Raw genomic sequence first — 19,129 nt, forward strand, 5'->3', positions numbered from 1 at the left:
GATTTAACAGATGACTCAGACAAATGTGAAGGGAATCCTGGGCACCAAGCTCGGGATGACCCAGGTATTCGACGAGGACAACCGGGTGATCCCGGTGACCGTCGTCAAGGCGGGACCGAACGTGGTCACGCAGATCCGCACCGAGGAGACCGACGGCTACACCGCCGTGCAGCTCGCCTACGGCGCCATCGACCCGCGCAAGGTCACCAAGCCGGTTGCCGGTCAGTTTGCCAAGGCCGGGGTCACCCCGCGCCGGCATGTTGCCGAGATCCGCGTCCACGACGTTTCGCCGTACACGGTCGGACAGGAACTGACGGCGGAGATCTTCGCCGACGGTGCCCTCGTCGACGTGACCGGAACCTCCAAGGGCAAGGGCTTCGCCGGTGTCATGAAGCGTCACGGCTTCAAGGGCCTGGGCGCCAGCCACGGCGTGCACCGCGTGCACCGCTCACCCGGTTCCATCGGTGGCTGCGCAACCCCCGGTCGCGTGTTCAAGGGCATGCGGATGGCCGGTCGGATGGGTAATGACAAGGTCACCACCCAGAACCTGAAGGTCCACAAGGTGGACGCTGAATCGGGCCTGCTGCTGATCAAGGGAGCGATCCCGGGTCGCAAGGGCGCGGTTGTCATCGTCCGTGACGCCATGAAGGGTGGTGCGAGCTAATGACTGTCAACACCGAGAAGCAGCAGACCCGCACGGTCGATGTGAAGAGCTTCGGTGGCAAGACCGACGGAACCGTCGAACTGCCCGCCGCGATCTTCGATGCGCCTGCGAACATCTCGCTGCTGCACCAGGTCGTCGTCGCCCAGCTGGGTGCTGCACGCCAGGGCACGCACTCCACCAAGACGCGGGCCGAGGTCCGCGGTGGTGGCGCAAAGCCTTACCGCCAGAAGGGAACCGGTCGCGCTCGTCAGGGCTCGACCCGCGCCCCTCAGTTCGCCGGTGGTGGCATCGTCCACGGCCCGCAGCCGCGTGACTACAGCCAGCGCACCCCCAAGAAGATGAAGGCAGCCGCCCTGCGCGGAGCCCTCTCCGACCGGGCACGCAACGAGCGCATCCACGTGATCACCGAACTGGTTGCCGGGCAGGCCCCGTCGACCAAGACGGCACGGCTGTTCCTCGAAGAGTTGTCTGATCGTCGGAAGTTCCTGTTGGTGGTCGGCCGTGAGGACACCGCTGCATGGAAGAGCGTTGCGAACCTGCAGCATGTGCTGCCGATCGCTCCGGATCAGCTGAACACCTACGACGTCCTCGACGCCGATGAGGTTGTCTTCAGCCGCGAAGCCCTTGGCACCTTCATTGCTGGTGCGAACAAAGACGAGAAGGAGGCCTGAGTTTCATGACTGTTCAGGCAAACCCCCGTGACATCATTCTGGCCCCGGTGATCTCCGAGAAGTCCTACGGACTGATCGAGGACAACGTGTACACGTTCTTCGTGCACCCGGAGTCGAACAAGACCCAGATCAAGATCGCCATCGAAGAAATCTTCGACGTGCAGGTCACGAGCGTGAACACCGCCAACCGTCAGGGTAAGCGCAAGCGGACCAAGTACGGCTACGGCAAGCGCAAGGACACCAAGCGCGCGATCGTGACCCTGGCCGCCGACAGTAAGCCCATCGAGATCTTCGGAGGCCCGGTCGGCTGACGCCGCTCGGACTCAGAAGAAGTAGAGGACAAGAAGACTCATGGCAATTCGTAAGTACAAGCCGACGACCCCCGGTCGTCGTGGCTCGTCTGGCGCAGACTTCGCCGAGGTGACTCGTAGTACTCCGGAAAAGTCACTCGTTCGTCCGTTGCACAGCACCGGTGGACGAAACGCGCACGGTCGCATCACGACCCGTCACCGGGGTGGTGGCCACAAGCGGGCCTACCGTCTCATCGACTTTCGTCGTAACGACAAAGACGGCATCAACGCAAAGGTCGCTCACATCGAGTACGACCCCAACCGCACTGCGCGGATCGCGTTGCTGCACTTCGTCGATGGCGAAAAGCGTTACATCATCGCGCCCAAGGGCCTGAAGCAGTTCGACGTGGTCGAGAGCGGTCCTACCGCCGACATCAAGCCGGGCAACAACCTGCCGTTGCGCAACATCCCGACCGGTACCCAGATCCACGCTGTGGAACTGCGTCCGGGCGGCGGAGCCAAGTTGGTCCGTTCTGCCGGAGCCGGCGCGCAGCTGCTCGGTAAAGAAGGCGCCTACGCCACCGTGCGTCTGCCTTCCGGTGAAATCCGTCGAGTCGACGTGCGCTGCCGCGCAACCGTCGGCGAGGTGGGCAACGCCGAGCAGAGCAACATCAACTGGGGCAAGGCCGGCCGTATGCGCTGGAAGGGCAAGCGCCCAACCGTCCGTGGTGTCGTCATGAACCCGGTCGACCACCCGCACGGTGGTGGTGAGGGTAAGACCTCCGGTGGTCGCCACCCGGTCAGCCCGTGGGGCAAGCCCGAGGGCCGCACCCGCAAGAACAAGCCGAGCGACAAGCTCATCGTCCGCCGCCGCCGCACCGGCAAGAACAAGCGATAACCCAGGAGGGAGTTAGAGAATGCCACGCAGCCTCAAGAAAGGCCCGTTCGTCGACGACCACCTGTTGGGCAAGGTCGATGTTCAGAACGAAAAGGGCACCAAGCAGGTCATCAAGACCTGGTCCCGTCGGTCCACCATCATTCCGGACTTCATCGGACACACTTTCGCCGTCCACGACGGTCGCAAGCACGTCCCGGTGTTCGTCTCGGATTCGATGGTCGGGCACAAGCTCGGCGAGTTCGCGCCGACGCGCACCTTCAAGGGACACATCAAAGACGACCGGAAAGCGAAGCGTCGGTAGATGAGTACTGAAACAACCAATCCGACCGCCAAGGCCACCGCTCGTTTCGTGCGTGTGACCCCCATGAAGGCGCGTCGAGTCATCGATCTGGTTCGCGGCAAGAACGTGGACGAGGCCCTCGACATCCTGCAGTTCGCGCCCCAGGCAGCGAGCGAGCCGGTGGCGAAGGTGCTTGCCAGCGCCGTTGCCAACGCCGAGAACAACCTCGACCTCGACCGTCGCACCCTCGTGGTGTCACAGGCGTTCGCCGACGAGGGACCGACCATGAAGCGTTTCCGTCCGCGTGCCCAAGGGCGTGCGTTCCGGATCCGTAAGCGGACCAGCCACATCACCGTCGTCGTCGAGAGCATCGCCGACAAGGGTGCGGCGACCAGCCGCAGCCGCCGGAAGGGAGCTCAGTAGTGGGCCAGAAGATCAACCCGCACGGCTTCCGTCTCGGTATCACCACGGACTGGAAGTCCCGTTGGTACGCAGACAAGCAGTACGCGGAGTACGTGAAAGAGGATGTTGCCATCCGCAAGCTCCTGGCCACCGGCCTCGAGCGTGCAGGCATCGCCAAGGTGGAGATCGAACGCACCCGTGACCGGGTTCGCGTCGACATCCACACCGCCCGTCCGGGCATCGTCATCGGTCGCCGCGGCGCCGAGGCAGACCGGATCCGTGGCGACCTGGAGAAGCTGTCCGGCAAGCAGGTGCAGCTGAACATCCTCGAGGTCAAGAACGCCGAGTCGGAAGCTCAGCTGGTGGCACAGGGTGTCGCCGAGCAGCTCAGCAACCGCGTGGCATTCCGCCGGGCAATGCGTAAGGCCATCCAGTCGGCCATGCGTCAGCCCAACGTCAAGGGAATCCGGGTCCAGTGCTCGGGTCGCCTCGGCGGTGCGGAGATGAGCCGTAGCGAGTTCTACCGCGAAGGTCGTGTGCCGCTGCACACCCTGCGCGCTGACATCGACTACGGCCTCTACGAGGCCAAGACAACCTTCGGCCGTATCGGCGTGAAGGTGTGGATCTACAAGGGCGACATCGTCGGTGGCAAGCGCGAGGCTCTGTCCTCGGCTGCTGCTCCGAGCGAAGACCGTCGTCCGCGTCGCCCCGCACGTCCGAAGCGGAGCGGTTCGTCGGGCACCACCGCGACCAGCACCGAAGCAGGGCGTGCGGCAACCGCCGGTACTTCTGCGGCTGCTGACGCTCCAGCGACAACGCCTGCCCCCGCGCAGGCTGAGAACCAGGAGGGCTGAGGCATGTTGATCCCTCGTCGGGTCAAGCACCGCAAGCAGCACCACCCCAGCCTGAAAGGTCAGGCCTCGGGCGGAACCAAGGTGACGTTCGGTGACTACGGCATCCAGGCACTGGAGAGCGCGTACATCACCAACCGTCAGATCGAGTCAGCTCGTATTGCCATCAACCGGCATATCAAGCGTGGCGGCAAGGTGTGGATCAACATCTTCCCCGACCGCCCGTTGACGAAGAAGCCTGCCGAAACCCGCATGGGTTCCGGTAAGGGTTCACCCGAGTGGTGGGTCGCCCCGGTCAAGCCGGGTCGCATCCTCTTCGAGATGAGCTACCCCAGTGAGGAGACTGCTCGCGAGGCCCTGCGCCGCGCGCAGCACAAGCTCCCGATCAAAACCCGCATCGTGACCAGGGAGGAGCTGTTCTGATGAGTATCGGAATCGCCGCCGCCGAGCTCCGCGAGCTCAGTGACGAAGAACTGGTCGAACGTTTGCGTGAGTCGAAGGAAGAGCTGTTCAACCTTCGGTTCCAGATGGCCACCGGTCAGCTCGACAACAACCGCCGGCTGCGTACCGTGCGTCGCGAAATCGCGCGCGTGTACACAGTGATGCGGGAACGTGAGCTGGGCCTGGCCGCCGGACCCGAAGCTACGGACGGTGACGACGCATGAGTAAGGACCAGGAAGTGACAGAAACGTCCGCCGAGGACCGTGCACGGCGCAAAGAGCGCATCGGGTACGTCGTCTCGGACAAGATGCAGAAGACCATTGTGGTCGAGCTGGAAGATCGTGTGAAGCACCCGCTTTACGGCAAGATCATCCGCACCACCAGCAAGGTCAAGGCTCACGATGAGAACGAGACCGCCGGTATCGGCGACCGCGTTCGGCTGATGGAGACCCGCCCGACGAGCGCCACCAAGCGCTGGCGTCTGGTTGAGGTCCTCGAGAAGGCCAAATAGGCCACAGGTTTACAAACAAAGCGGCCCGTCCCTGACAAGGGGGCGGGCCGCTTTGTTGTGTTGGGGTCATTGCCGGCTCAGGGCCAGGACTTCCTCATCGGACAGCGGTGAGCTGGGGTGGTAGCTCAAACACAGGGGTGTGTTGACCTTCTGGAATGCGGCACCGTCAGGGGCGACGTAGAACTCGCCGGTGCCGAGATGGCCGATGTCGTTGATGCGGCTGCCTTTTGCGGAGGCCATGTCGTTTGCGGCGCTGATCTGCACCGGCGTATTGAGTCGGCCGAAGAACTGAGTGGAAGCGTTGCCGACGATCTTGTTGTCGATTCCCTTGGGGGACTGGGTGGCAAAAACCAGACCCAGGCCGTACTTTCGCGCCTGCGAGGCAAGCGCGATGGTGCTCTGCGTACAGGCGGTGCTCCTACCTGCCGGTGCCAGAGTCTGGGCCTCGTCCATCACGAACAGTCCGCCGAGCGGGCGATCTCCGGCCGGGTTCTTCTTGATCCACGCGAACAACGCGAGCTGGAGCTGATTCACAAAACCCTGGCGTTGTCCGTCATCGGGCAAACCGATGAGACTGATCACCGAGATACGCGCACGTTTCCCGGCGGTCGGGGTCAGTAGGACCGCCGGATCGACTGCGGTTCCCTCACCGCCGAGCATGGGGTTGTTGATCATCGCGGCTTTGAGATTCTCTGCCAGTGGGCCGGCCAACTTCTCGGTGTCAGTGAGGCCGCTCATGTCATCTGTCATATCCGCCAGCAGATCGATATATCCGACCAATGATCCGCTGGAGTTCTTGCCGTACAACGCCATCGACTTCTTCAGGATTGCTTCCTGACGCGTGGCCTTGGCACCGCCAACCCGTGCATAGGGCTTGAGGGCTGATACCGCTGCGTCGACGGTCAGGTCGAACTCGTCCGGATTGTCCCGTACGGCAGCGAAGTCGGGAAGTGGCTGAAAGCTCAGTGGTCGGCCACCGAATATCCGAGGAGTCCAGATGACGGTTTCCACATTGTCGATGTAGTCGGCCGCTTTGGCGGCGTCGTCGCCGGACCAGCCCGAAGGTGCTTGGGGCCAGGCTGTTCCGAGACGTGCGAGGTCGTTGTTGGGATCCAGAACGATGGCCGAAACACCCTGCAAGGCACATTCTTCGATGAGCCGACGGATCATCACCGTCTTTCCCGAACCCGAACCGGCGAAGATGACCGTGTGCTTGCGGAGTGCCTCGAGATCGACCGTCGCGGTCTTGCCTGATCGGGATACGCCGAGACTGATGGTCGTGGACGCGGTGACGTGCTGGGTTGCGGGGGTGAAGATCGGTATCTCGGTGGTGATCTCCGCCGACAACTCAGAGGTCGGCGGTACGGGCGGCTCGATGATCGTGGGTGTCTGCGGCTCTGCCGGAGCGGCAGGCGTAGTCCAGTCGGTGCGCTCTGCCGGGATGGGTTCACGCGCGGGGGTGGCACCCGCATCGCCGAGTGCGGCGCTCAAGAACTCGATGTCGTGGGCCGGTCGATGCGTTCGGAGCCAGGAGTCGAATCCCGCGGGCATGGCCTTGGTCATCTCGTTGAGAGCGCTGAGTTTGGCGAGATCTCCGTATGTAAAGGCCAGTACCTGGCCACCATTCGCGGTGAACTCGTTGACCATCTCGGCTGTCTTCGGTCCGCCCGGCCAGGCGATGTTGCGCAAGATGAAGAGTTGGCGTCTCGGCACCGATGAGGACAGACCGGCATCGATGGACGCATTCCGTAGGCGGGATTGGACAGCGCCGGCGTGTGTGGCCGAGATGGCACGGAAAGCCCAATGATGTTCGTCGTCGGTGAGGGAGTCGAGGCTCTGGCGCAGTCGGGCGTGTAGGCGGTATTGGCCTCCGACCTGGTCGATGGTGAAGTCGTCAGAACCGGATTCGACTGCCCAGGCCCGCAACCCGGCGGTCAGCAGCGCCGGAACAACGTCGTCTTCCTTCTTCGGGTCCACTGCCGACGCGGTCAGTGCATTCTTGATGTGGCGTTGGTACACCTCGTCGAGATCACCCGGAGGTTGATCGTCCGCACCGGTGTTGTTCCTATTCCGTCGCGGCGGAAGCTCATCGTCGTCGGGTTGATCGATCAGCGATTCGAGTTCCGTCACGGCCTCGTTGTCGAGACATTCGGTGATGTGCCGGTCGACGCGTTTGATCAACAAGCGGGCATTGAGGGACGTCGCGGCCGAGAACGCCGGATCCTGGATCGGCCAGGTCGGGTAGGGCGGTGTGAAGTCCAGTTCTGCAAACGATTTCGACAGTCGGCGCTCGACGAGTGTCCTGGCGAAGGTATCGTCCGGCAGACCTTCGAGGATGATGTTGGCGCGGAATCGATCCGGTACCGAGGCCGTCGCCTGGAGTTCGATGATGGTCCAGACGGACGGAAGACACGACACGACAGTCACGGTGCGCAAAAGCACTTCACGTACAGACATCAATCCGTGGGCCACCTGGTCGACCACGGTCTCGGCATACGAGTCAGCCGAGGTGGTGGCGTCGGTGCCGGAACGCGCCTGGGCCAGCAGCGTATCGATCTGGTCGACGGCAAGGACGGTGGGACCGGTGGCTGCCATGTACTCCGAGATCGCCCGCACGGTTCCCTCATAGGGAAGCGCGCGGGGTGGCAGTTGCCATTCGGAGCGTTCGGCCGGGTCGATCTCATCGATGTTGTTCTCGAGGTAGGCGATACCGAGATCGTTGAGCCGCGAGCTCGGCGCCGCGGACAACACAAGTGCCCGCAGGGTGGCATGGTGACCGCGGATGAGGGCAGGCAGTGGTTTGCGAAGGCTGTTCACGAACTCATCGAGAATCGCGGGCGTGACCAGGGTTTCGCCCGAGATCGCGCGGCGGGCGACGCGTGAGGTACCTGCCAGATCTGCGAGGCGCTGCATCACGTCGTGGAGTTGGGTCTTGTCCACCGGCGGCTTGATCTGGCGGTTGAGGGAATCGAGCAGCGAACTGAGAAGTGTGCGCCAGAAATCGCTGGGGTCGAGCAGGTCCAACATCACGAAGTAGCCCTGCTGGGCTTGGACGTACTCACGGACCTGACCGAGGAGATGTGTCTTGCCTGACCCGGCGGGCCCCTGCAACACCACACCGAGCGGGCTCGGACCGGCGCTTTCTTGAGCATCGGCGACGGCGCGCTCGATTGCGCGCCAGGCGTTGGCGTGCAGTCCGTCGACGTGGATGTCGTTGTGCGAGAGCCACACATCGTCGCGGGTATGGGCGGAGTTGGAGAATCCGCTTCGTGCCTTGGCGAGCGCGTCGAGCTGCGATACCGATGTCACGTCGGCTCCATGCTGATGAGGTGTTTGTCCTGATTGCCGATCGATACGGCGGCGGCGCGGGCCTCCGGGGTCAGCGCCTTACGGTTTTCTTCCGGAATCAGTCGGAACCCTGGCCGGCGATACAGTGACTGAAGCACCGTGTCCAGGTCGGCTCGTGTGACACTGCGCAGGTTTGCCCGAAGTTCGGACAACCCGACCCACGCCCCGGGTTTGTTCGCGAGTGTTCGGTAGGTGTCGATGACGCGGGTTTCGATGTCCGGCGTCGGCTGTTCAGATGATTCTTTGCCGACTGAATCTTCAGATGGCAGAAAGACATCCGCCAATCGCAGGCTCGACCGTTCGAAGTGACGTCCCAAACCTGCAAGGACGGTGAAGAGCGCCTTGCCCTGCGGGGTGGTGCCGGCCGGTGGCGTCGTGCCGAGGAGTTCGTTGCACTTGGCCCAGCCACGGTCGGACAGCGAATGGTGGTGGGGCACTTTCGAGGTGTCGCTGTCGATGAGCCCTTGCGCGTTGAGTTTGCGACGGGCGGGGGCTTTGAGCTCTGGTCCACGCTCTCGGATCTCACCGTTCGTGAGGCCACGGGACTCGGCCATCAAGACCAACAAGACGATCATTTCGGTACCAGTGAGGTCCGACGCGGTCACGGAAGCTCCTTTTCAGCCAAGCGGCGAGTACGCAACCTGTGGATTATGTCCACAACCGCAGTGCTGTCGCTCAGTACCTGTTCATTTGTGAAGCGCGCCACCATATAACCGGCGAGTTGCAGGGCGACATCCCGTCGCCGATCGTCTGAATACTTGTTTGCGGTTCGATGATCGGCGCCGTCGATCTCGACAACCAGTCTCGCATCCGGCCACAGCAAATCGGCTCGTACGAACGGTTGAAGTTCACCGGTGGGTACAAGGTGATTCCATCTGCGCTCCGCGGCCCAGGGGAGGCGGGCCAGGTGCGATTCGAGTCGTTGTTCGGCTGCGCTTGCGGGATGTGGTCGGCCCGAGATCGGTGGGAAGGTCACGGTGGGCAGGACCCACGGGGATTCGTCGACAACGCTGGTCGAGGTGATGCCGCCGGAGCGTATGGGCACCGTCGGGAAGCGGTCGATGTCCGCCGTGATGTCGTCCAGGAGCCAGAGGCCGACGTAGCTGCTCAGCCAATCACACACCGCAGCAACGTAATTCTGCTGTTCTCGCGACAGTGGAATCGGGGAATACAAGGCGAGGACCACACGATCGCGGGCGAAGCTGGCCTTGATCACCCGGATCAGCCCGGACATCCGGGTGGTGTTGGAGTATTTCTCCGCCAGCATGAGCTGCTCGGTCCGGGTGTGCGCGGCGATGGCATTGGCGGCGAGATCCATCAGAAAGGGACGATAGTGGTCTGATCGCGCAGCCAGTTCCGAGGCGAGCGCTCGGGCGGCGACCCGGTCGACGGTGGCGCGACCGGGTGATACTTCGGCGCCGGGCAGCCACGCCGGGTACAGCTGGAAGGTTGTTGTCTCGAGGTCGGCTACAAGATCTCCCAGCACCTGTGAGATATCGGTGACCTTGTCCAGACGGATCAGCAGGACCGCGGGTGCGTCGTCGGGAAGATCGTCCAAGGCGATTGCCAGGGCGCTCGGACCGAGGCCGGTCAGCGCGGAGATTCCCGATACCGGTGCTGCCGACCAATCCATGGCCAGAACCTACAGCCAACTGATCGCGGCGGCAGGTTCAGTTTGATCCGCGGATCGCCCGGGGCCGATGACCTCGTTGTGCAGCGGCCCGAAACAGACTCTCTAGTTCGTCTGGGTTCGAAGGGGTGTGGTCATCATCGATGTGAGCATGTCGATGATCTCGTCCGGTTCGGATTCCGACTGATCGCCGAGTTCGGTTCGACGCTCGAAGTCGGCGATCAGCGCGAACATCGCAGTGGCCACCGCGGCGACCCGGCGATGACGGGTGACGGTGTCGCCAACGAGTGACTTGTTGAGCTGGTCAAGAACTTTGGGCCACTCGGTGTACCCGGTGGGTATGGATTCATCGGGCCACGACGGGCGGGTCACCTCGAGGAACCGGGCATAGTGGGTGCCCTTCATCTCCAGGATCGGCAGCACCAGCACGCCGATGAGGTCGCGAACCGTGGGCTGCTTACCTTGTGCGGCAAAGATTTCCAGCATCCGTGCGCGTTCGCGCTCCATGGGGCCCAGGCGTCTGGCGACGATCGCTGCGATCAGGCCCTGGCGGTTACCGTAGTGATATTGCACAGCCGAGTTGTTGCGGTGACCGGCGGTGACCGCGATGTCGCGCAGGGGAACTTCGTATCCGCGGGTTGCGATCAGCCTTTCCGCTGTATCGAGCAACTCGCGCTTCCCTCGGTCCGGACCGGTGTCTGTCATCGATAAAGAGCCTATAGCCCAGGGACGTTGAACAGGTTGTGGACCGGACAGGTGAAACTGGTGATCCATACCGACGCTCGGAGACACCCCGCGTAGTTCGGCCACCGTAATATAGACGCTCCGTTAAGCGTACGTGCTTAAATGGTCGTATGGCGGAGTCACGAGGGGACACGAACACGTCGGGTTTCGGCGGGAAGGTCGTTGTTGTCACCGGCGCCTCATCGGGACTCGGAGCGGCAGTGGCTCGAATCCTGGCCGAGCGCGGGGCCAGGGTGTTCGGGCTCGCGCGTGACGAACAACGTTTGTCGGAAGTGTTCACCGCGGTGACGGACGGCCGATTCCGCATTACCGATATCGCCGACCCGGACGCCTGCCGCGATGCAGTGGACGGCTGCATCGACGCGTTCGGCCGGATCGATGCGCTGGTGAATGTGGCCGGCGCACACACCATGCGACACACGCCCTCGGTGACCGACGAAGAGTGGCAGCAGGACCTCGCGATCAACCTGAGCGGGCCCTTCTACCTTTGTCGCGCGGCGCTGCCGCATCTCCTCGAGTCCGGAGGCAACATCGTCAACGTCGCCTCGACGGCGGGGACCCAGGGCCAGGCCTATTCGGCCGGCTACTGTGCTGCCAAGCACGGATTGGTGGGGCTGACCAGGGCTCTTGCAGTGGAGTTTGCGCACACTGCGGTTCGGGTCAACGCGGTATGCCCAGGGGGCATGCTCACCCCGCAGGTCAGCGATTTTGTCGTACCCGACGGGGCAGACTTCGAACTGATAATGCGGACCGCGTCACCGCGGGGTATGTCGGAGCCTGCAGAGGTGGCCAAGTTGATCGCATTCCTCGCCAGTGATGAAGCCAGCGCAGTCCACGGCGCCGTCTACGCCGCCGACAAGGGCCGCTCGGCCGATTGAATCGGTATTCGGCCCCTCAGCGATTCCAGGGATTGACCGATCCCTCGGGCACCAGCCCGTCGAACAATGCGCGCATCTCGTCGGAGAGCTTCATGAGTTCGACATACGAACCGATCGGCCCTCCGTCGATGTACGCGAATTCCATTCCTATGCCGGATATTTGGCCGTCCTGAAGAATGGCCACTCCGTTGCTGCGTAACTGCGCCAGAGTGGCATCGAAGTCGTCCGGAATCCAGGCGACGTGATGCAGCCCGGGGCCGTGGGCTGCGAGTGCTTCGGAATACAGATTCGTCCCCGTCACGGGCTGGATCAACTCGAGTTGCTGGCCGCCGGCGTATGCGAGTGATACATGGATCGTGTAGTCCGCCGGTACGCCGCGGTAGCTGCATGCGTCCGGTGTGAATATGACATCCGGTATGCGCAGCCAGGATTCGACTCCGTAACGGTTGGTGAATTCCTCTTCGGCGGCAGCGATGTCATCGACCACCCACGCGACCTGGAAGATAGGTCCGCCGACAATCGGCATCTCAGTGGCCCACGATGAACGTGATCCAGAGCGTGGCGAGAAGAACACACAGTGCGGTGAGAAGACCGCCGACGATGATCCCGGCCCAGGCCTGCCCTTCGCCGGTTTCACACGGACGCTCTTTGATCTGATTGAGGCCGATGATCCCGAGGATGACACCGACAGGTGCGACCAGGACGCCGGCGAAGCAGAAGAACATCGCAGGTATCGCGACTATCGAGCAGATCAATGCGCCGGTGGCCATCGAATTGGTTCGTTTCGGGGCCATCAGATAGGGGTTGGGGTAATACATGGCCGGATATGGACTCGGCGGGTACGCGACGGGGTAATGCGGATAGGCCGGGTCGAGGCCTGCCAGGGGACCGGCCCCGGGTTCGTACGGCTGCCAATATTCCGCACCGACCGACGGCAGGGTCGGCGCCGTCGGATACGTGGGGTACGGGCTCAGCGGCGCTGTGTCGTGGGTCGCGTTGCTGTTCGGGCCGTTGCTATCTTGGCTGTTGACGTCTTTGGTCAGGTCGAACTGGTCGCGATCGGCAAAGTCCTTGTTGTCGGTCATGGTTCGCCTCTCTTGGAAGAGTTGATTCCACCTTAGGGGAGACGAAGTGGTCGACCGTATGACTTGTAGCACGTTCGAGCAATGGTGCGATTGGTGACCGGATGCTCCAGGGCCGAGTCCGAATACAAAGATGCCCGGCCGCTGATGCGGCCGGGCAATTTTGTGTTGTACAGACGGTCAGTGACCGCCGCCCATCGATGTCAGAGCGGTGATGGCATCGGTGGAGAGCTTCCACGTGCCGTCGACGTTGACGAAGGCCAACGGCATCGCCACCGGCTCGGGTGTGTGCGGGCTGTCAACCTCGACGGTCGCGGTGGCTGCGGCGTCGCCGTCAGCGGTCACTTCCGTCACAGTGAACTTGTCGGGGGTGTATCCGGCGGCTGAGAAACCCTTGGCGAGTCCGGCGAGCTGTCCGGCGACGGCCGGATCGTCCGAGTCGACCAGATCGGTGTACGTCGCGGGGTCGGTGTCGGGGGATAGGACCCCGACGATGATCTCCTGCGCGGCGCCGACCTCGAGCGCGGTATCGGCCGCTGCGTCGGGGCTGGTTGCGCTACCCGAAGCCGCGGCGGAGGTCTCGGCGGCCGAGGTGGTGGTTGTCGATGAGTCGGAATCGCTGTCATCGCTGCAGGCGGCGACACCGAAGACGGCCAGCCCGATCAGGGCCGCGCCTGCCACGCTCTTACGAATGTTCATATTTTCTCCTCGGAGACCAAGTTGTTAGCCAACACTAACCTAAGTTATTTGCCTGATCCAGAGTCGGGCCGGGGCCGCCGCCAGTGCCAGGCGAGTCCCCCTAGAACTGGGACTTACCGATCTGGCCTGGGCTTTCTACGCTTTGATGACGTCGGGCGGCTTGTGCCATGACTTGAACAGACCAGACGAAAAGAGTCGCCCAATGACTGTCGACAGTTCCATTGCGCCGCCTACTGCAACTCGGGTTCCGGTCTTGTCTCCCCGTGAGGTCGAAGTCCTGTTGGCCTGGTTTGCTTTCGATTCCAAAGGGCAGGCCGCGGCGAAGTTGTACATTTCGCAGGCGACCGTCAATACCCACATCACCAGGATCCGATCCAAATACGCTCTCGTGGGTAGGCCGGCGCGGACCAAATCGCAGCTACTGGCTCGCGCGATCCAGGACGGCTTCACCTCTCTCGACGACTGGTGACCGGTCGCGACCAGGGATGATTTGTATCCGACCTGGTCTTTCACCTATGCTTGACCGGTTGCCCGCGGCACTTTTGTGTCCGCACGTCGAGCAGCGAACCCCCTGTGGTGAATAACTGCAGGCAGGCGCGCCACCGATGGCAACGGACCGCGTGTGTCGGGACGGAAATCCGCCACACATATTTACCAGCCAGGTCAAGGAGAAAAAGTGATCCAGCAGGAGTCACGCCTGCGGGTCGCCGACAACACGGGTGCCAAGGAAATCTTGTGCATCCGCGTACTCGGAGGCTCGTCACGGCGCTACGCCGGCATTGGTGACGTCATCGTCGCCACTGTCAAAGACGCCATCCCCGGCGGAAACATCAAGCGGGGTGAAGTTGTCCGGGCCGTTATCGTGCGCACCACCAAGGAGCGCCGTCGTCCCGATGGCTCGTACATCAAGTTCGATGAGAACGCTGCCGTCATCATCAAGAACGAGAGCGATCCACGTGGAACCCGCATCTTCGGCCCGGTCGGCCGCGAGCTGCGTGAGAAGAAGTTCATGAAGATCGTCTCGCTGGCTCCGGAGGTGCTCTGATATGAAGGTTCACAAGGGCGATACCGTGATCGTCGTTGCCGGCAAGGACAAGGGCGCAAAGGGCAAGGTCATCGAGTCCTACCCGCAGCGCAACCGGATCCTGGTCGAAGGCGTCAACCGGATCAAGAAGCACACCTCCGCCTCGCAGAACGAGCGTGGCGCATCCTCGGGCGGCATTGTCACCCAGGAAGCCGCCATCCACGTCTCGAACGTGATGGTCGTTGACTCTGACGGCAACCCCACGCGCATCGGTTACCGCACCGACGACAACGGCAAGCGCGTGCGCATTTCCCGCAAGAACGGGAAGGACATCTGACATGAGCACCACTGAGAAGATCCAGCCTCGGCTGAAGCTCCGCTACCGCGCGGAGATCAAAGACGCTCTGAACGAGCAGTTCGACTACGACAACGTCATGCAGATCCCCGGCGTCGTCAAGGTTGTCGTGAACATGGGTGTCGGCGACGCCGCCCGTGACGCGAAGCTGATCAACGGTGCGGTCAAAGACCTCGCCCTGATCACCGGCCAGAAGCCCGAGATCCGCAAGGCTCGCAAGTCGATCGCACAGTTCAAGCTGCGTGAAGGCATGCCCATCGGCGCGCGAGTCACCCTTCGTGGCGACCGCATGTGGGAGTTCCTCGACCGCCTCGTCTCGATCGCACTGCCGCGTATCAGGGACTTCCGTGGCCTGAGCGATCGCCAGTTCGACGGCAACGGCAACTACACCTTCGGTCTCAACGAGCAGTCGATGTTCCACGAGATCAACATCGATAACATCGACCGGCCCCGCGGCATGGACATCACCATCGTCACCACCGCGACCAACGATGACGAAGGTCGGGCACTGCTGCGTCAGCTCGGCTTCCCGTTCAAAGACTCAAACGCGAAGGACAACTGACATGGCAAAGAAGGCGCTGGTCAATAAGGCCAACAAGAAGCCCAAGTTCGCCGTGCGTGGCTACACCCGCTGCAACCGTTGCGGACGCCCGCACTCGGTCTTCCGCAAGTTCGGCCTGTGCCGTATCTGCTTGCGCGAGATGGCACACGCGGGCGAGCTGCCCGGTGTGCAGAAGAGCAGCTGGTGATCTTTTAGCCCTCGGCTAAACGCTCCACTTCTACAAAGACGCTCCACCTATAGGTGGAGCGTCTTTGTGTTTGTGGAGCGTTTGCTGTTTCAGGGTCTGTTCTTGCGTCGTTGCGCCTGACGTCGCTGAGCCCGGTTGGGGGCAGTGGGTGGTGTGATCACCCGCGGCGGGCGCGGGCCGCCGCCGACATCGGGCAGCATGCCCCTGATCTGCTGGTGGTCCGGTTGCAGGGCGTAACCCTCATCCCATGGGAATGTTCCGTGGTCGTCAGACCAAACAACTTGCAGTGCAGGCGAATTCGGGAACAGCTCGTTGGTGATGATCAGATCTTGCTTGTCGATCAGTTCGATCAGCCTGACCGGTACGTCCAGTGACTGCAGTGAGATCCCGCTCGACTGTTCAAAGCCACCCGTTTCAGTCAAAATCACCTGTTGCAACGTGTGATTTTGACTGAAACGGGTGGATTTGGGAGGGGGAGTTACCGGCCGAGGAGACCGCCGAGTCCGCCGGCGACGCCGGATTGACTGCCGCCACCGGTGCCGCCGATGAGACCACCCGGCGGGAGCTCGGAGGGCTGGACGACCACAAAACCCTGGCCGCTGAAGGCGAGGGTGAAGCGTTCGCCGGTGCTGCGACCCATCAGGGTTCCGAGGTTAAACGAATCGTTGCGCTTGATGCTGGTCTGCAGGCTCGACGACCACGCGACCGCGGCATTCGGATCGGCAAACGTCTGCTGATCGACGGTCAGCACCACTGGGTTTCCGTCGGTGGTGATCGCGATCCGGCCGCGGCCGGTGAACACGCAGTTGAACAGTCCGGCATTGCTCTGAGAGGCCGCGCCCTGGACCCGCTTGACGTCGTAGGTCAGGGTCGAGTCGAAGGCCAGCACGTTGGCGCCGTTGATGGTCAGACCGTCGGAACCGTCGAGGTCGATGAGGTGGACGTCGGCGGCCGCGTCCGCCAGGAACAGGTCGCCCTGGCCGGTGACCTTCATCAGCGGCACGCCTTCTCCGCTCAGGGTGTTCCGGATGGCGCGGCCGATGCCGCCGGAGCCCTGGGCCTCGAATGTGAGATTGCCCTGGTAGGCGACCATCGATCCGGAGCGGGCCATGATCTCGCCGTTCATTCCGACGCGACACATCTTGCTGCCCTGCTTCTGGATGCCGCTGCCGGACACCTCGGCGTGGGCCGGTGCGAAAAGGTCACTGTTCATGGCGGGAACTCCCTGGTGCTGTGCTGGGGGTGGGGTCTGTGAGTACGTCTGGGCGGCGGGCCGGGCCGGTGGTGGCGGTGCCGCGCTCTGGCCTGCCGGGGGCCACGGCAAGGGGTCCGGAGTTGTGGGTGCCTGCGCGGGATCGTCGTCGACCTGGATGCCGAAAGCTGTTGCCAGACCGGCCAACCCGTCGTCGTAACCCTGTCCGACGGCACGGACCTTCCAGGCGTCGCCGCGCCGGTAGACCTCCATGCAGACAACCCCGGACTCCGAGGTCAGTCGCGCCGGTGTGAACGACACGGTCGGACGGCCTGAGCCGTCGCGCAACTCGGCGCGCAGCGTGCCTGCCGTTGCGAACGTGGTCGGACCGGAGCCGTCGAGGCTGGCGGTGATCGCGATCGTCTCGATGTCTCCGGGGACTTTGGTCGTGTCGATCGTGACGATGTCGCTGCGGGCGTCGCTGCTGTAGACGACACCTGGACCGAAGGATTGGTTGTAGAAGATCAGATCGTCGTCCGAGCGGACCCGGCCGTTCGACGCGAGCAACACCGCCGACGTGTTCACCGGGGATGCGCAGGTGACGGAGACGCTGATCAGCTGCGAGGGCAGTGGAGTATTTTCTCCTGGAGCAAGTTCTCTCATGGCCCCGCCCATTGTTCCAGGCCGGGCTGGTTCGGGGTGGGAACCGGCAGCTGGTACGGCGCAATTTGGCCTGAGCAGCTGTGTTCCTTACACTGGGACAGTTGCCTCGGCAGAGCCGTGCCTTCGGTCGGTTTGAAATGCCCAGGTAGCTGAGAATTTTCTTGGCCTTTGAGCTTTGAAAACTCCTGAGTGCACCTGTGCATTCGGGGGAGCACCACCCCTGACCGGCAACGGTCGGTCAGGACAGAACTCACTTCGTTGTAGGCCCACGATGTGACGTAGAAGGCCCGAAGAATGCCTCGGCATTCGAGGGAACCGGTGCGCGCATGCTGCATGGGAACCGCTGCGAGAAAGGTTGACGGTCTGTTATGACCATGACTGATCCGATCGCAGACTTCTTGACGCGTCTGCGTAACGCCAATTCGGCGTATCACGATGAGGTGACCCTGCCCGCGTCGAAGATCAAGGCGAATATCGCCGAGATCCTCAAGCGCGAGGGTTACATCACCGACTACCGCACAGAAGATGCTGAAGTCGGCAAGAGCCTCGTCGTCTCGCTCAAGTACGGCCCCACCCGTGAGCGGAGCATCGCCGGCCTGCGCCGCGTCTCCAAGCCGGGCCTGCGGGTCTACGCAAAGTCCACAAATCTGCCAAAGGTGCTCGGTGGCCTCGGCGTGGCGATCATCTCCACGTCCTCGGGTCTGCTGACCGATCGCCAAGCCGCCAGCGCGGGCGTGGGCGGCGAAGTCCTCGCGTACGTCTGGTAAGGGGCACATACTATGTCGCGTATTGGAAAGAACCCGGTCGCCATTCCGGCCGGAGTAGACGTGAAGATCGACGGCCAGACCGTCAACGTCAAGGGCCCCAAGGGGCAGTTGTCGGTGACGATCTCGGAGCCGATCGCTGTCGCCGTTGAGGAGGGGACCGTTGTTGTCACCCGTCCCAACGACGAGCGCCGCAACCGTGCACTGCACGGCCTGAGCCGCACCCTGGTGGCCAACCTGGTCACCGGTGTCACCGAGGGATATGTCCGCAAGATGGAGATCTTCGGTGTTGGTTACCGTGTGGCACTGAAGGGCAGCGACCTCGAGTTCGCGCTCGGATACAGCCACCCGGTGCCGATCAAGGCGCCTGCAGGCATCACTTTCACGGTGGAATCGCCCACCAAATTCTCGGTTTCGGGAATCGACAAGCAACAAGTCGGACAGATCTCGGCGAATATCCGCCGCCTGCGCCGTCCGGACCCGTACAAGGGCAAGGGCGTTCGCTTCGAGGGTGAGCAGATCCGTCGCAAGGTCGGAAAGACGGGTAAGTGACATGAGTGAAGCAACAGTGACTAAAACTGCGGGAAAGCCAAAGCGCACTCCCCTCGGCAAGGACGCGTCGACCCGTCGTCGCGTCTCCAACGCACGCCGTCACTTCCGGCTGCGTAAGAAGATCAGCGGCACCCCCGAGCGTCCTCGCCTGGTGGTCAAGCGGAGCTCGCGTCACATCCACGTGCAGCTCATCGACGATCTCGCCGGTAACACCGTGGCCGCAGCCTCGACCATCGAGGCCGATGTCCGCGCGACCGGTGGCGACAAGTCGGCACAGAGCAAGAAGGTCGGCGAACTGATCGCCGCCCGCGCCAAGGCTGCCGGTGTGCAGGCCGTGGTGTTCGACCATGGTGGCCACGGCTACCACGGCCGTATCGCCGCATTGGCGGACGCCGCCCGCGAGGGAGGGCTCGAGTTCTGATGTCGACCACAACGATTTGC

General features: G+C 62.9%; 28 protein-coding genes. 19 read left to right on the forward strand and 9 right to left on the reverse strand.

Going from position 1 to position 19,129, the window contains the following annotated elements:
• Positions 1 to 10 precede the first annotated feature (10 nt).
• Genes rplC through rpsQ form a run of 10 tightly spaced genes read left to right on the forward strand, consistent with a single transcriptional unit; the run spans position 11 to position 5,008 of the window.
• Positions 11 to 664, forward strand: a complete 654-nt coding sequence (rplC, locus tag AC56PL_RS03210; RefSeq protein WP_028463742.1) for a 50S ribosomal protein L3 — start codon at positions 11 to 13, stop codon at positions 662 to 664.
• A complete protein-coding gene (gene rplD / locus AC56PL_RS03215; RefSeq protein ID WP_495514968.1) occupies positions 664 to 1,335 on the forward strand; it encodes a 50S ribosomal protein L4 in 672 nt (223 codons plus the stop codon). The genes rplC and rplD overlap by 1 nt, the downstream gene beginning before the upstream one ends.
• A 5-nt stretch (positions 1,336 to 1,340) precedes the next feature.
• The gene (rplW, locus tag AC56PL_RS03220) at positions 1,341 to 1,646 is read left to right on the forward strand and encodes a 50S ribosomal protein L23 (protein ID WP_331883968.1); all 306 of its coding nucleotides are present in this window, start codon (positions 1,341 to 1,343) and stop codon (positions 1,644 to 1,646) included.
• A gap of 40 nt (positions 1,647 to 1,686) precedes the next feature.
• On the forward strand, positions 1,687 to 2,523 hold the full coding sequence (gene rplB / locus AC56PL_RS03225; protein WP_020109931.1) for a 50S ribosomal protein L2: 837 nt from the start codon (positions 1,687 to 1,689) through the stop codon (positions 2,521 to 2,523).
• A 19-nt stretch (positions 2,524 to 2,542) separates the two neighbouring features.
• On the forward strand, positions 2,543 to 2,824 hold the full coding sequence (gene rpsS / locus AC56PL_RS03230; RefSeq protein ID WP_331883974.1) for a 30S ribosomal protein S19: 282 nt from the start codon (positions 2,543 to 2,545) through the stop codon (positions 2,822 to 2,824).
• Positions 2,825 to 3,226, forward strand: coding sequence for a 50S ribosomal protein L22 (rplV, locus tag AC56PL_RS03235; protein WP_495514969.1), 402 nt, complete (start codon positions 2,825 to 2,827; stop codon positions 3,224 to 3,226).
• Complete coding sequence (gene rpsC / locus AC56PL_RS03240; protein WP_495514970.1) at positions 3,226 to 4,059, forward strand: 30S ribosomal protein S3; 834 nt, start codon at positions 3,226 to 3,228, stop codon at positions 4,057 to 4,059. The genes rplV and rpsC overlap by 1 nt, the downstream gene beginning before the upstream one ends.
• A gap of 3 nt (positions 4,060 to 4,062) precedes the next feature.
• The gene (gene rplP / locus AC56PL_RS03245; protein ID WP_482135419.1) at positions 4,063 to 4,479 is read left to right on the forward strand and encodes a 50S ribosomal protein L16; all 417 of its coding nucleotides are present in this window, start codon (positions 4,063 to 4,065) and stop codon (positions 4,477 to 4,479) included.
• Positions 4,479 to 4,721 (forward strand): 50S ribosomal protein L29, encoded by a 243-nt coding sequence (gene rpmC / locus AC56PL_RS03250; protein ID WP_482135418.1) that lies wholly within the window; start codon positions 4,479 to 4,481, stop codon positions 4,719 to 4,721. Before rplP ends, rpmC begins: the two co-directional genes overlap by 1 nt.
• A complete protein-coding gene (gene rpsQ, locus AC56PL_RS03255) occupies positions 4,718 to 5,008 on the forward strand; it encodes a 30S ribosomal protein S17 (protein WP_495514971.1) in 291 nt (96 codons plus the stop codon). The genes rpmC and rpsQ overlap by 4 nt, the downstream gene beginning before the upstream one ends.
• Positions 5,009 to 5,074: 66 nt before the next feature.
• Here the strand turns inward: rpsQ and AC56PL_RS03260 are convergent, their stop codons facing one another.
• The 4 genes from AC56PL_RS03260 to AC56PL_RS03275 all read right to left on the reverse strand — a co-directional run bounded on the left by AC56PL_RS03260 (position 5,075) and on the right by AC56PL_RS03275 (position 10,691).
• Positions 5,075 to 8,317, reverse strand: coding sequence for a helicase HerA domain-containing protein (locus tag AC56PL_RS03260; protein WP_497153002.1), 3,243 nt, complete (start codon positions 8,315 to 8,317; stop codon positions 5,075 to 5,077).
• Positions 8,314 to 8,961 carry a hypothetical protein gene (locus AC56PL_RS03265; protein WP_497153003.1) on the reverse strand — a complete coding sequence of 216 codons (648 nt, stop codon included), beginning with the start codon at positions 8,959 to 8,961 and terminating at the stop codon, positions 8,314 to 8,316. Before AC56PL_RS03265 ends, AC56PL_RS03260 begins: the two co-directional genes overlap by 4 nt.
• Entirely contained in the window at positions 8,958 to 9,989 is a 1,032-nt protein-coding gene (locus AC56PL_RS03270; protein WP_497153004.1) for an endonuclease domain-containing protein, read from the reverse strand. The genes AC56PL_RS03265 and AC56PL_RS03270 overlap by 4 nt, the downstream gene beginning before the upstream one ends.
• A 102-nt stretch (positions 9,990 to 10,091) precedes the next feature.
• Positions 10,092 to 10,691 (reverse strand): TetR/AcrR family transcriptional regulator, encoded by a 600-nt coding sequence (locus AC56PL_RS03275; RefSeq protein ID WP_495514975.1) that lies wholly within the window; start codon positions 10,689 to 10,691, stop codon positions 10,092 to 10,094.
• A gap of 149 nt (positions 10,692 to 10,840) precedes the next feature.
• Here AC56PL_RS03275 and AC56PL_RS03280 point away from each other — a divergent pair, with 149 nt between their 5' ends.
• Positions 10,841 to 11,608, forward strand: coding sequence for an SDR family oxidoreductase (locus tag AC56PL_RS03280; protein WP_495514976.1), 768 nt, complete (start codon positions 10,841 to 10,843; stop codon positions 11,606 to 11,608).
• 16 nt (positions 11,609 to 11,624) lie between these two features.
• Here the strand turns inward: AC56PL_RS03280 and AC56PL_RS03285 are convergent, their stop codons facing one another.
• The 3 genes from AC56PL_RS03285 to AC56PL_RS03295 form a co-directional block, all read right to left on the reverse strand.
• Positions 11,625 to 12,134: a VOC family protein gene (locus AC56PL_RS03285; RefSeq protein WP_482135411.1), complete on the reverse strand. Its 510-nt coding sequence runs from the start codon at positions 12,132 to 12,134 to the stop codon at positions 11,625 to 11,627.
• A gap of 1 nt (position 12,135) precedes the next feature.
• Entirely contained in the window at positions 12,136 to 12,693 is a 558-nt protein-coding gene (locus AC56PL_RS03290; RefSeq protein ID WP_497153005.1) for a DUF4190 domain-containing protein, read from the reverse strand.
• A 177-nt stretch (positions 12,694 to 12,870) separates the two neighbouring features.
• The gene (locus AC56PL_RS03295) at positions 12,871 to 13,389 is read right to left on the reverse strand and encodes an MTB12 C-terminal domain-containing protein (protein WP_497153006.1); all 519 of its coding nucleotides are present in this window, start codon (positions 13,387 to 13,389) and stop codon (positions 12,871 to 12,873) included.
• 202 nt (positions 13,390 to 13,591) lie between these two features.
• On the opposite strand from AC56PL_RS03295, the gene AC56PL_RS03300 reads away from it, so the two are divergent.
• From AC56PL_RS03300 to AC56PL_RS03320, 5 genes are all read left to right on the forward strand, one after another.
• The gene (locus AC56PL_RS03300; RefSeq protein WP_495514979.1) at positions 13,592 to 13,858 is read left to right on the forward strand and encodes a LuxR C-terminal-related transcriptional regulator; all 267 of its coding nucleotides are present in this window, start codon (positions 13,592 to 13,594) and stop codon (positions 13,856 to 13,858) included.
• Between the two features lie 207 nt (positions 13,859 to 14,065).
• Positions 14,066 to 14,434, forward strand: a complete 369-nt coding sequence (gene rplN / locus AC56PL_RS03305) for a 50S ribosomal protein L14 (protein ID WP_495514980.1) — start codon at positions 14,066 to 14,068, stop codon at positions 14,432 to 14,434.
• Between the two features lies 1 nt (position 14,435).
• On the forward strand, positions 14,436 to 14,750 hold the full coding sequence (gene rplX / locus AC56PL_RS03310) for a 50S ribosomal protein L24 (protein ID WP_020109915.1): 315 nt from the start codon (positions 14,436 to 14,438) through the stop codon (positions 14,748 to 14,750).
• Between the two features lies 1 nt (position 14,751).
• Complete coding sequence (rplE, locus tag AC56PL_RS03315; protein WP_495514981.1) at positions 14,752 to 15,330, forward strand: 50S ribosomal protein L5; 579 nt, start codon at positions 14,752 to 14,754, stop codon at positions 15,328 to 15,330.
• Between the two features lies 1 nt (position 15,331).
• A complete protein-coding gene (locus AC56PL_RS03320) occupies positions 15,332 to 15,517 on the forward strand; it encodes a type Z 30S ribosomal protein S14 (RefSeq protein ID WP_023955966.1) in 186 nt (61 codons plus the stop codon).
• Positions 15,518 to 15,606: 89 nt separating this feature from the next.
• Here the strand turns inward: AC56PL_RS03320 and AC56PL_RS03325 are convergent, their stop codons facing one another.
• Both AC56PL_RS03325 and AC56PL_RS03330 read right to left on the reverse strand, forming a co-directional pair.
• Positions 15,607 to 15,945: a DUF4262 domain-containing protein gene (locus AC56PL_RS03325; RefSeq protein WP_497153007.1), complete on the reverse strand. Its 339-nt coding sequence runs from the start codon at positions 15,943 to 15,945 to the stop codon at positions 15,607 to 15,609.
• Positions 15,946 to 15,995: 50 nt separating this feature from the next.
• Positions 15,996 to 17,372, reverse strand: coding sequence for an AIM24 family protein (locus AC56PL_RS03330; protein ID WP_497153008.1), 1,377 nt, complete (start codon positions 17,370 to 17,372; stop codon positions 15,996 to 15,998).
• Between the two features lie 368 nt (positions 17,373 to 17,740).
• Here AC56PL_RS03330 and rpsH point away from each other — a divergent pair, with 368 nt between their 5' ends.
• From rpsH to rplR, 3 genes are read left to right on the forward strand one after another with little or no spacing between them, the layout of a single operon-like run.
• Positions 17,741 to 18,139, forward strand: a complete 399-nt coding sequence (gene rpsH, locus AC56PL_RS03335; RefSeq protein WP_084835419.1) for a 30S ribosomal protein S8 — start codon at positions 17,741 to 17,743, stop codon at positions 18,137 to 18,139.
• A gap of 12 nt (positions 18,140 to 18,151) precedes the next feature.
• A complete protein-coding gene (gene rplF / locus AC56PL_RS03340; protein WP_495514984.1) occupies positions 18,152 to 18,688 on the forward strand; it encodes a 50S ribosomal protein L6 in 537 nt (178 codons plus the stop codon).
• Position 18,689: 1 nt separating this feature from the next.
• Positions 18,690 to 19,109: a 50S ribosomal protein L18 gene (gene rplR, locus AC56PL_RS03345; RefSeq protein WP_495514985.1), complete on the forward strand. Its 420-nt coding sequence runs from the start codon at positions 18,690 to 18,692 to the stop codon at positions 19,107 to 19,109.
• The last annotated feature ends 20 nt before the right edge of the window (positions 19,110 to 19,129 follow it).

It is taken from the genome of Williamsia sp. Y721, assembly GCF_059683565.1.

Coding starts and splice junctions, on each gene's coding strand:
- rplC (WP_028463742.1), top strand. CDS start 11: ATGACTCAGACAAATGTGAAGGGAATCCTGGGCACCAAGCTCGGGATG.
- rplD (WP_495514968.1), top strand. CDS start 664: ATGACTGTCAACACCGAGAAGCAGCAGACCCGCACGGTCGATGTGAAG.
- rplW (WP_331883968.1), top strand. CDS start 1,341: ATGACTGTTCAGGCAAACCCCCGTGACATCATTCTGGCCCCGGTGATC.
- rplB (WP_020109931.1), top strand. CDS start 1,687: ATGGCAATTCGTAAGTACAAGCCGACGACCCCCGGTCGTCGTGGCTCG.
- rpsS (WP_331883974.1), top strand. CDS start 2,543: ATGCCACGCAGCCTCAAGAAAGGCCCGTTCGTCGACGACCACCTGTTG.
- rplV (WP_495514969.1), top strand. CDS start 2,825: ATGAGTACTGAAACAACCAATCCGACCGCCAAGGCCACCGCTCGTTTC.
- rplP (WP_482135419.1), top strand. CDS start 4,063: ATGTTGATCCCTCGTCGGGTCAAGCACCGCAAGCAGCACCACCCCAGC.
- rpmC (WP_482135418.1), top strand. CDS start 4,479: ATGAGTATCGGAATCGCCGCCGCCGAGCTCCGCGAGCTCAGTGACGAA.
- rpsQ (WP_495514971.1), top strand. CDS start 4,718: ATGAGTAAGGACCAGGAAGTGACAGAAACGTCCGCCGAGGACCGTGCA.
- AC56PL_RS03270 (WP_497153004.1), bottom strand. CDS start 9,989: ATGGATTGGTCGGCAGCACCGGTATCGGGAATCTCCGCGCTGACCGGC.
- AC56PL_RS03275 (WP_495514975.1), bottom strand. CDS start 10,691: ATGACAGACACCGGTCCGGACCGAGGGAAGCGCGAGTTGCTCGATACA.
- AC56PL_RS03280 (WP_495514976.1), top strand. CDS start 10,841: ATGGCGGAGTCACGAGGGGACACGAACACGTCGGGTTTCGGCGGGAAG.
- AC56PL_RS03285 (WP_482135411.1), bottom strand. CDS start 12,134: ATGCCGATTGTCGGCGGACCTATCTTCCAGGTCGCGTGGGTGGTCGAT.
- AC56PL_RS03290 (WP_497153005.1), bottom strand. CDS start 12,693: ATGACCGACAACAAGGACTTTGCCGATCGCGACCAGTTCGACCTGACC.
- AC56PL_RS03295 (WP_497153006.1), bottom strand. CDS start 13,389: ATGAACATTCGTAAGAGCGTGGCAGGCGCGGCCCTGATCGGGCTGGCC.
- AC56PL_RS03300 (WP_495514979.1), top strand. CDS start 13,592: ATGACTGTCGACAGTTCCATTGCGCCGCCTACTGCAACTCGGGTTCCG.
- rplX (WP_020109915.1), top strand. CDS start 14,436: ATGAAGGTTCACAAGGGCGATACCGTGATCGTCGTTGCCGGCAAGGAC.
- rplE (WP_495514981.1), top strand. CDS start 14,752: ATGAGCACCACTGAGAAGATCCAGCCTCGGCTGAAGCTCCGCTACCGC.
- AC56PL_RS03320 (WP_023955966.1), top strand. CDS start 15,332: ATGGCAAAGAAGGCGCTGGTCAATAAGGCCAACAAGAAGCCCAAGTTC.
- AC56PL_RS03330 (WP_497153008.1), bottom strand. CDS start 17,372: ATGAGAGAACTTGCTCCAGGAGAAAATACTCCACTGCCCTCGCAGCTG.
- rpsH (WP_084835419.1), top strand. CDS start 17,741: ATGACCATGACTGATCCGATCGCAGACTTCTTGACGCGTCTGCGTAAC.
- rplF (WP_495514984.1), top strand. CDS start 18,152: ATGTCGCGTATTGGAAAGAACCCGGTCGCCATTCCGGCCGGAGTAGAC.
- rplR (WP_495514985.1), top strand. CDS start 18,690: ATGAGTGAAGCAACAGTGACTAAAACTGCGGGAAAGCCAAAGCGCACT.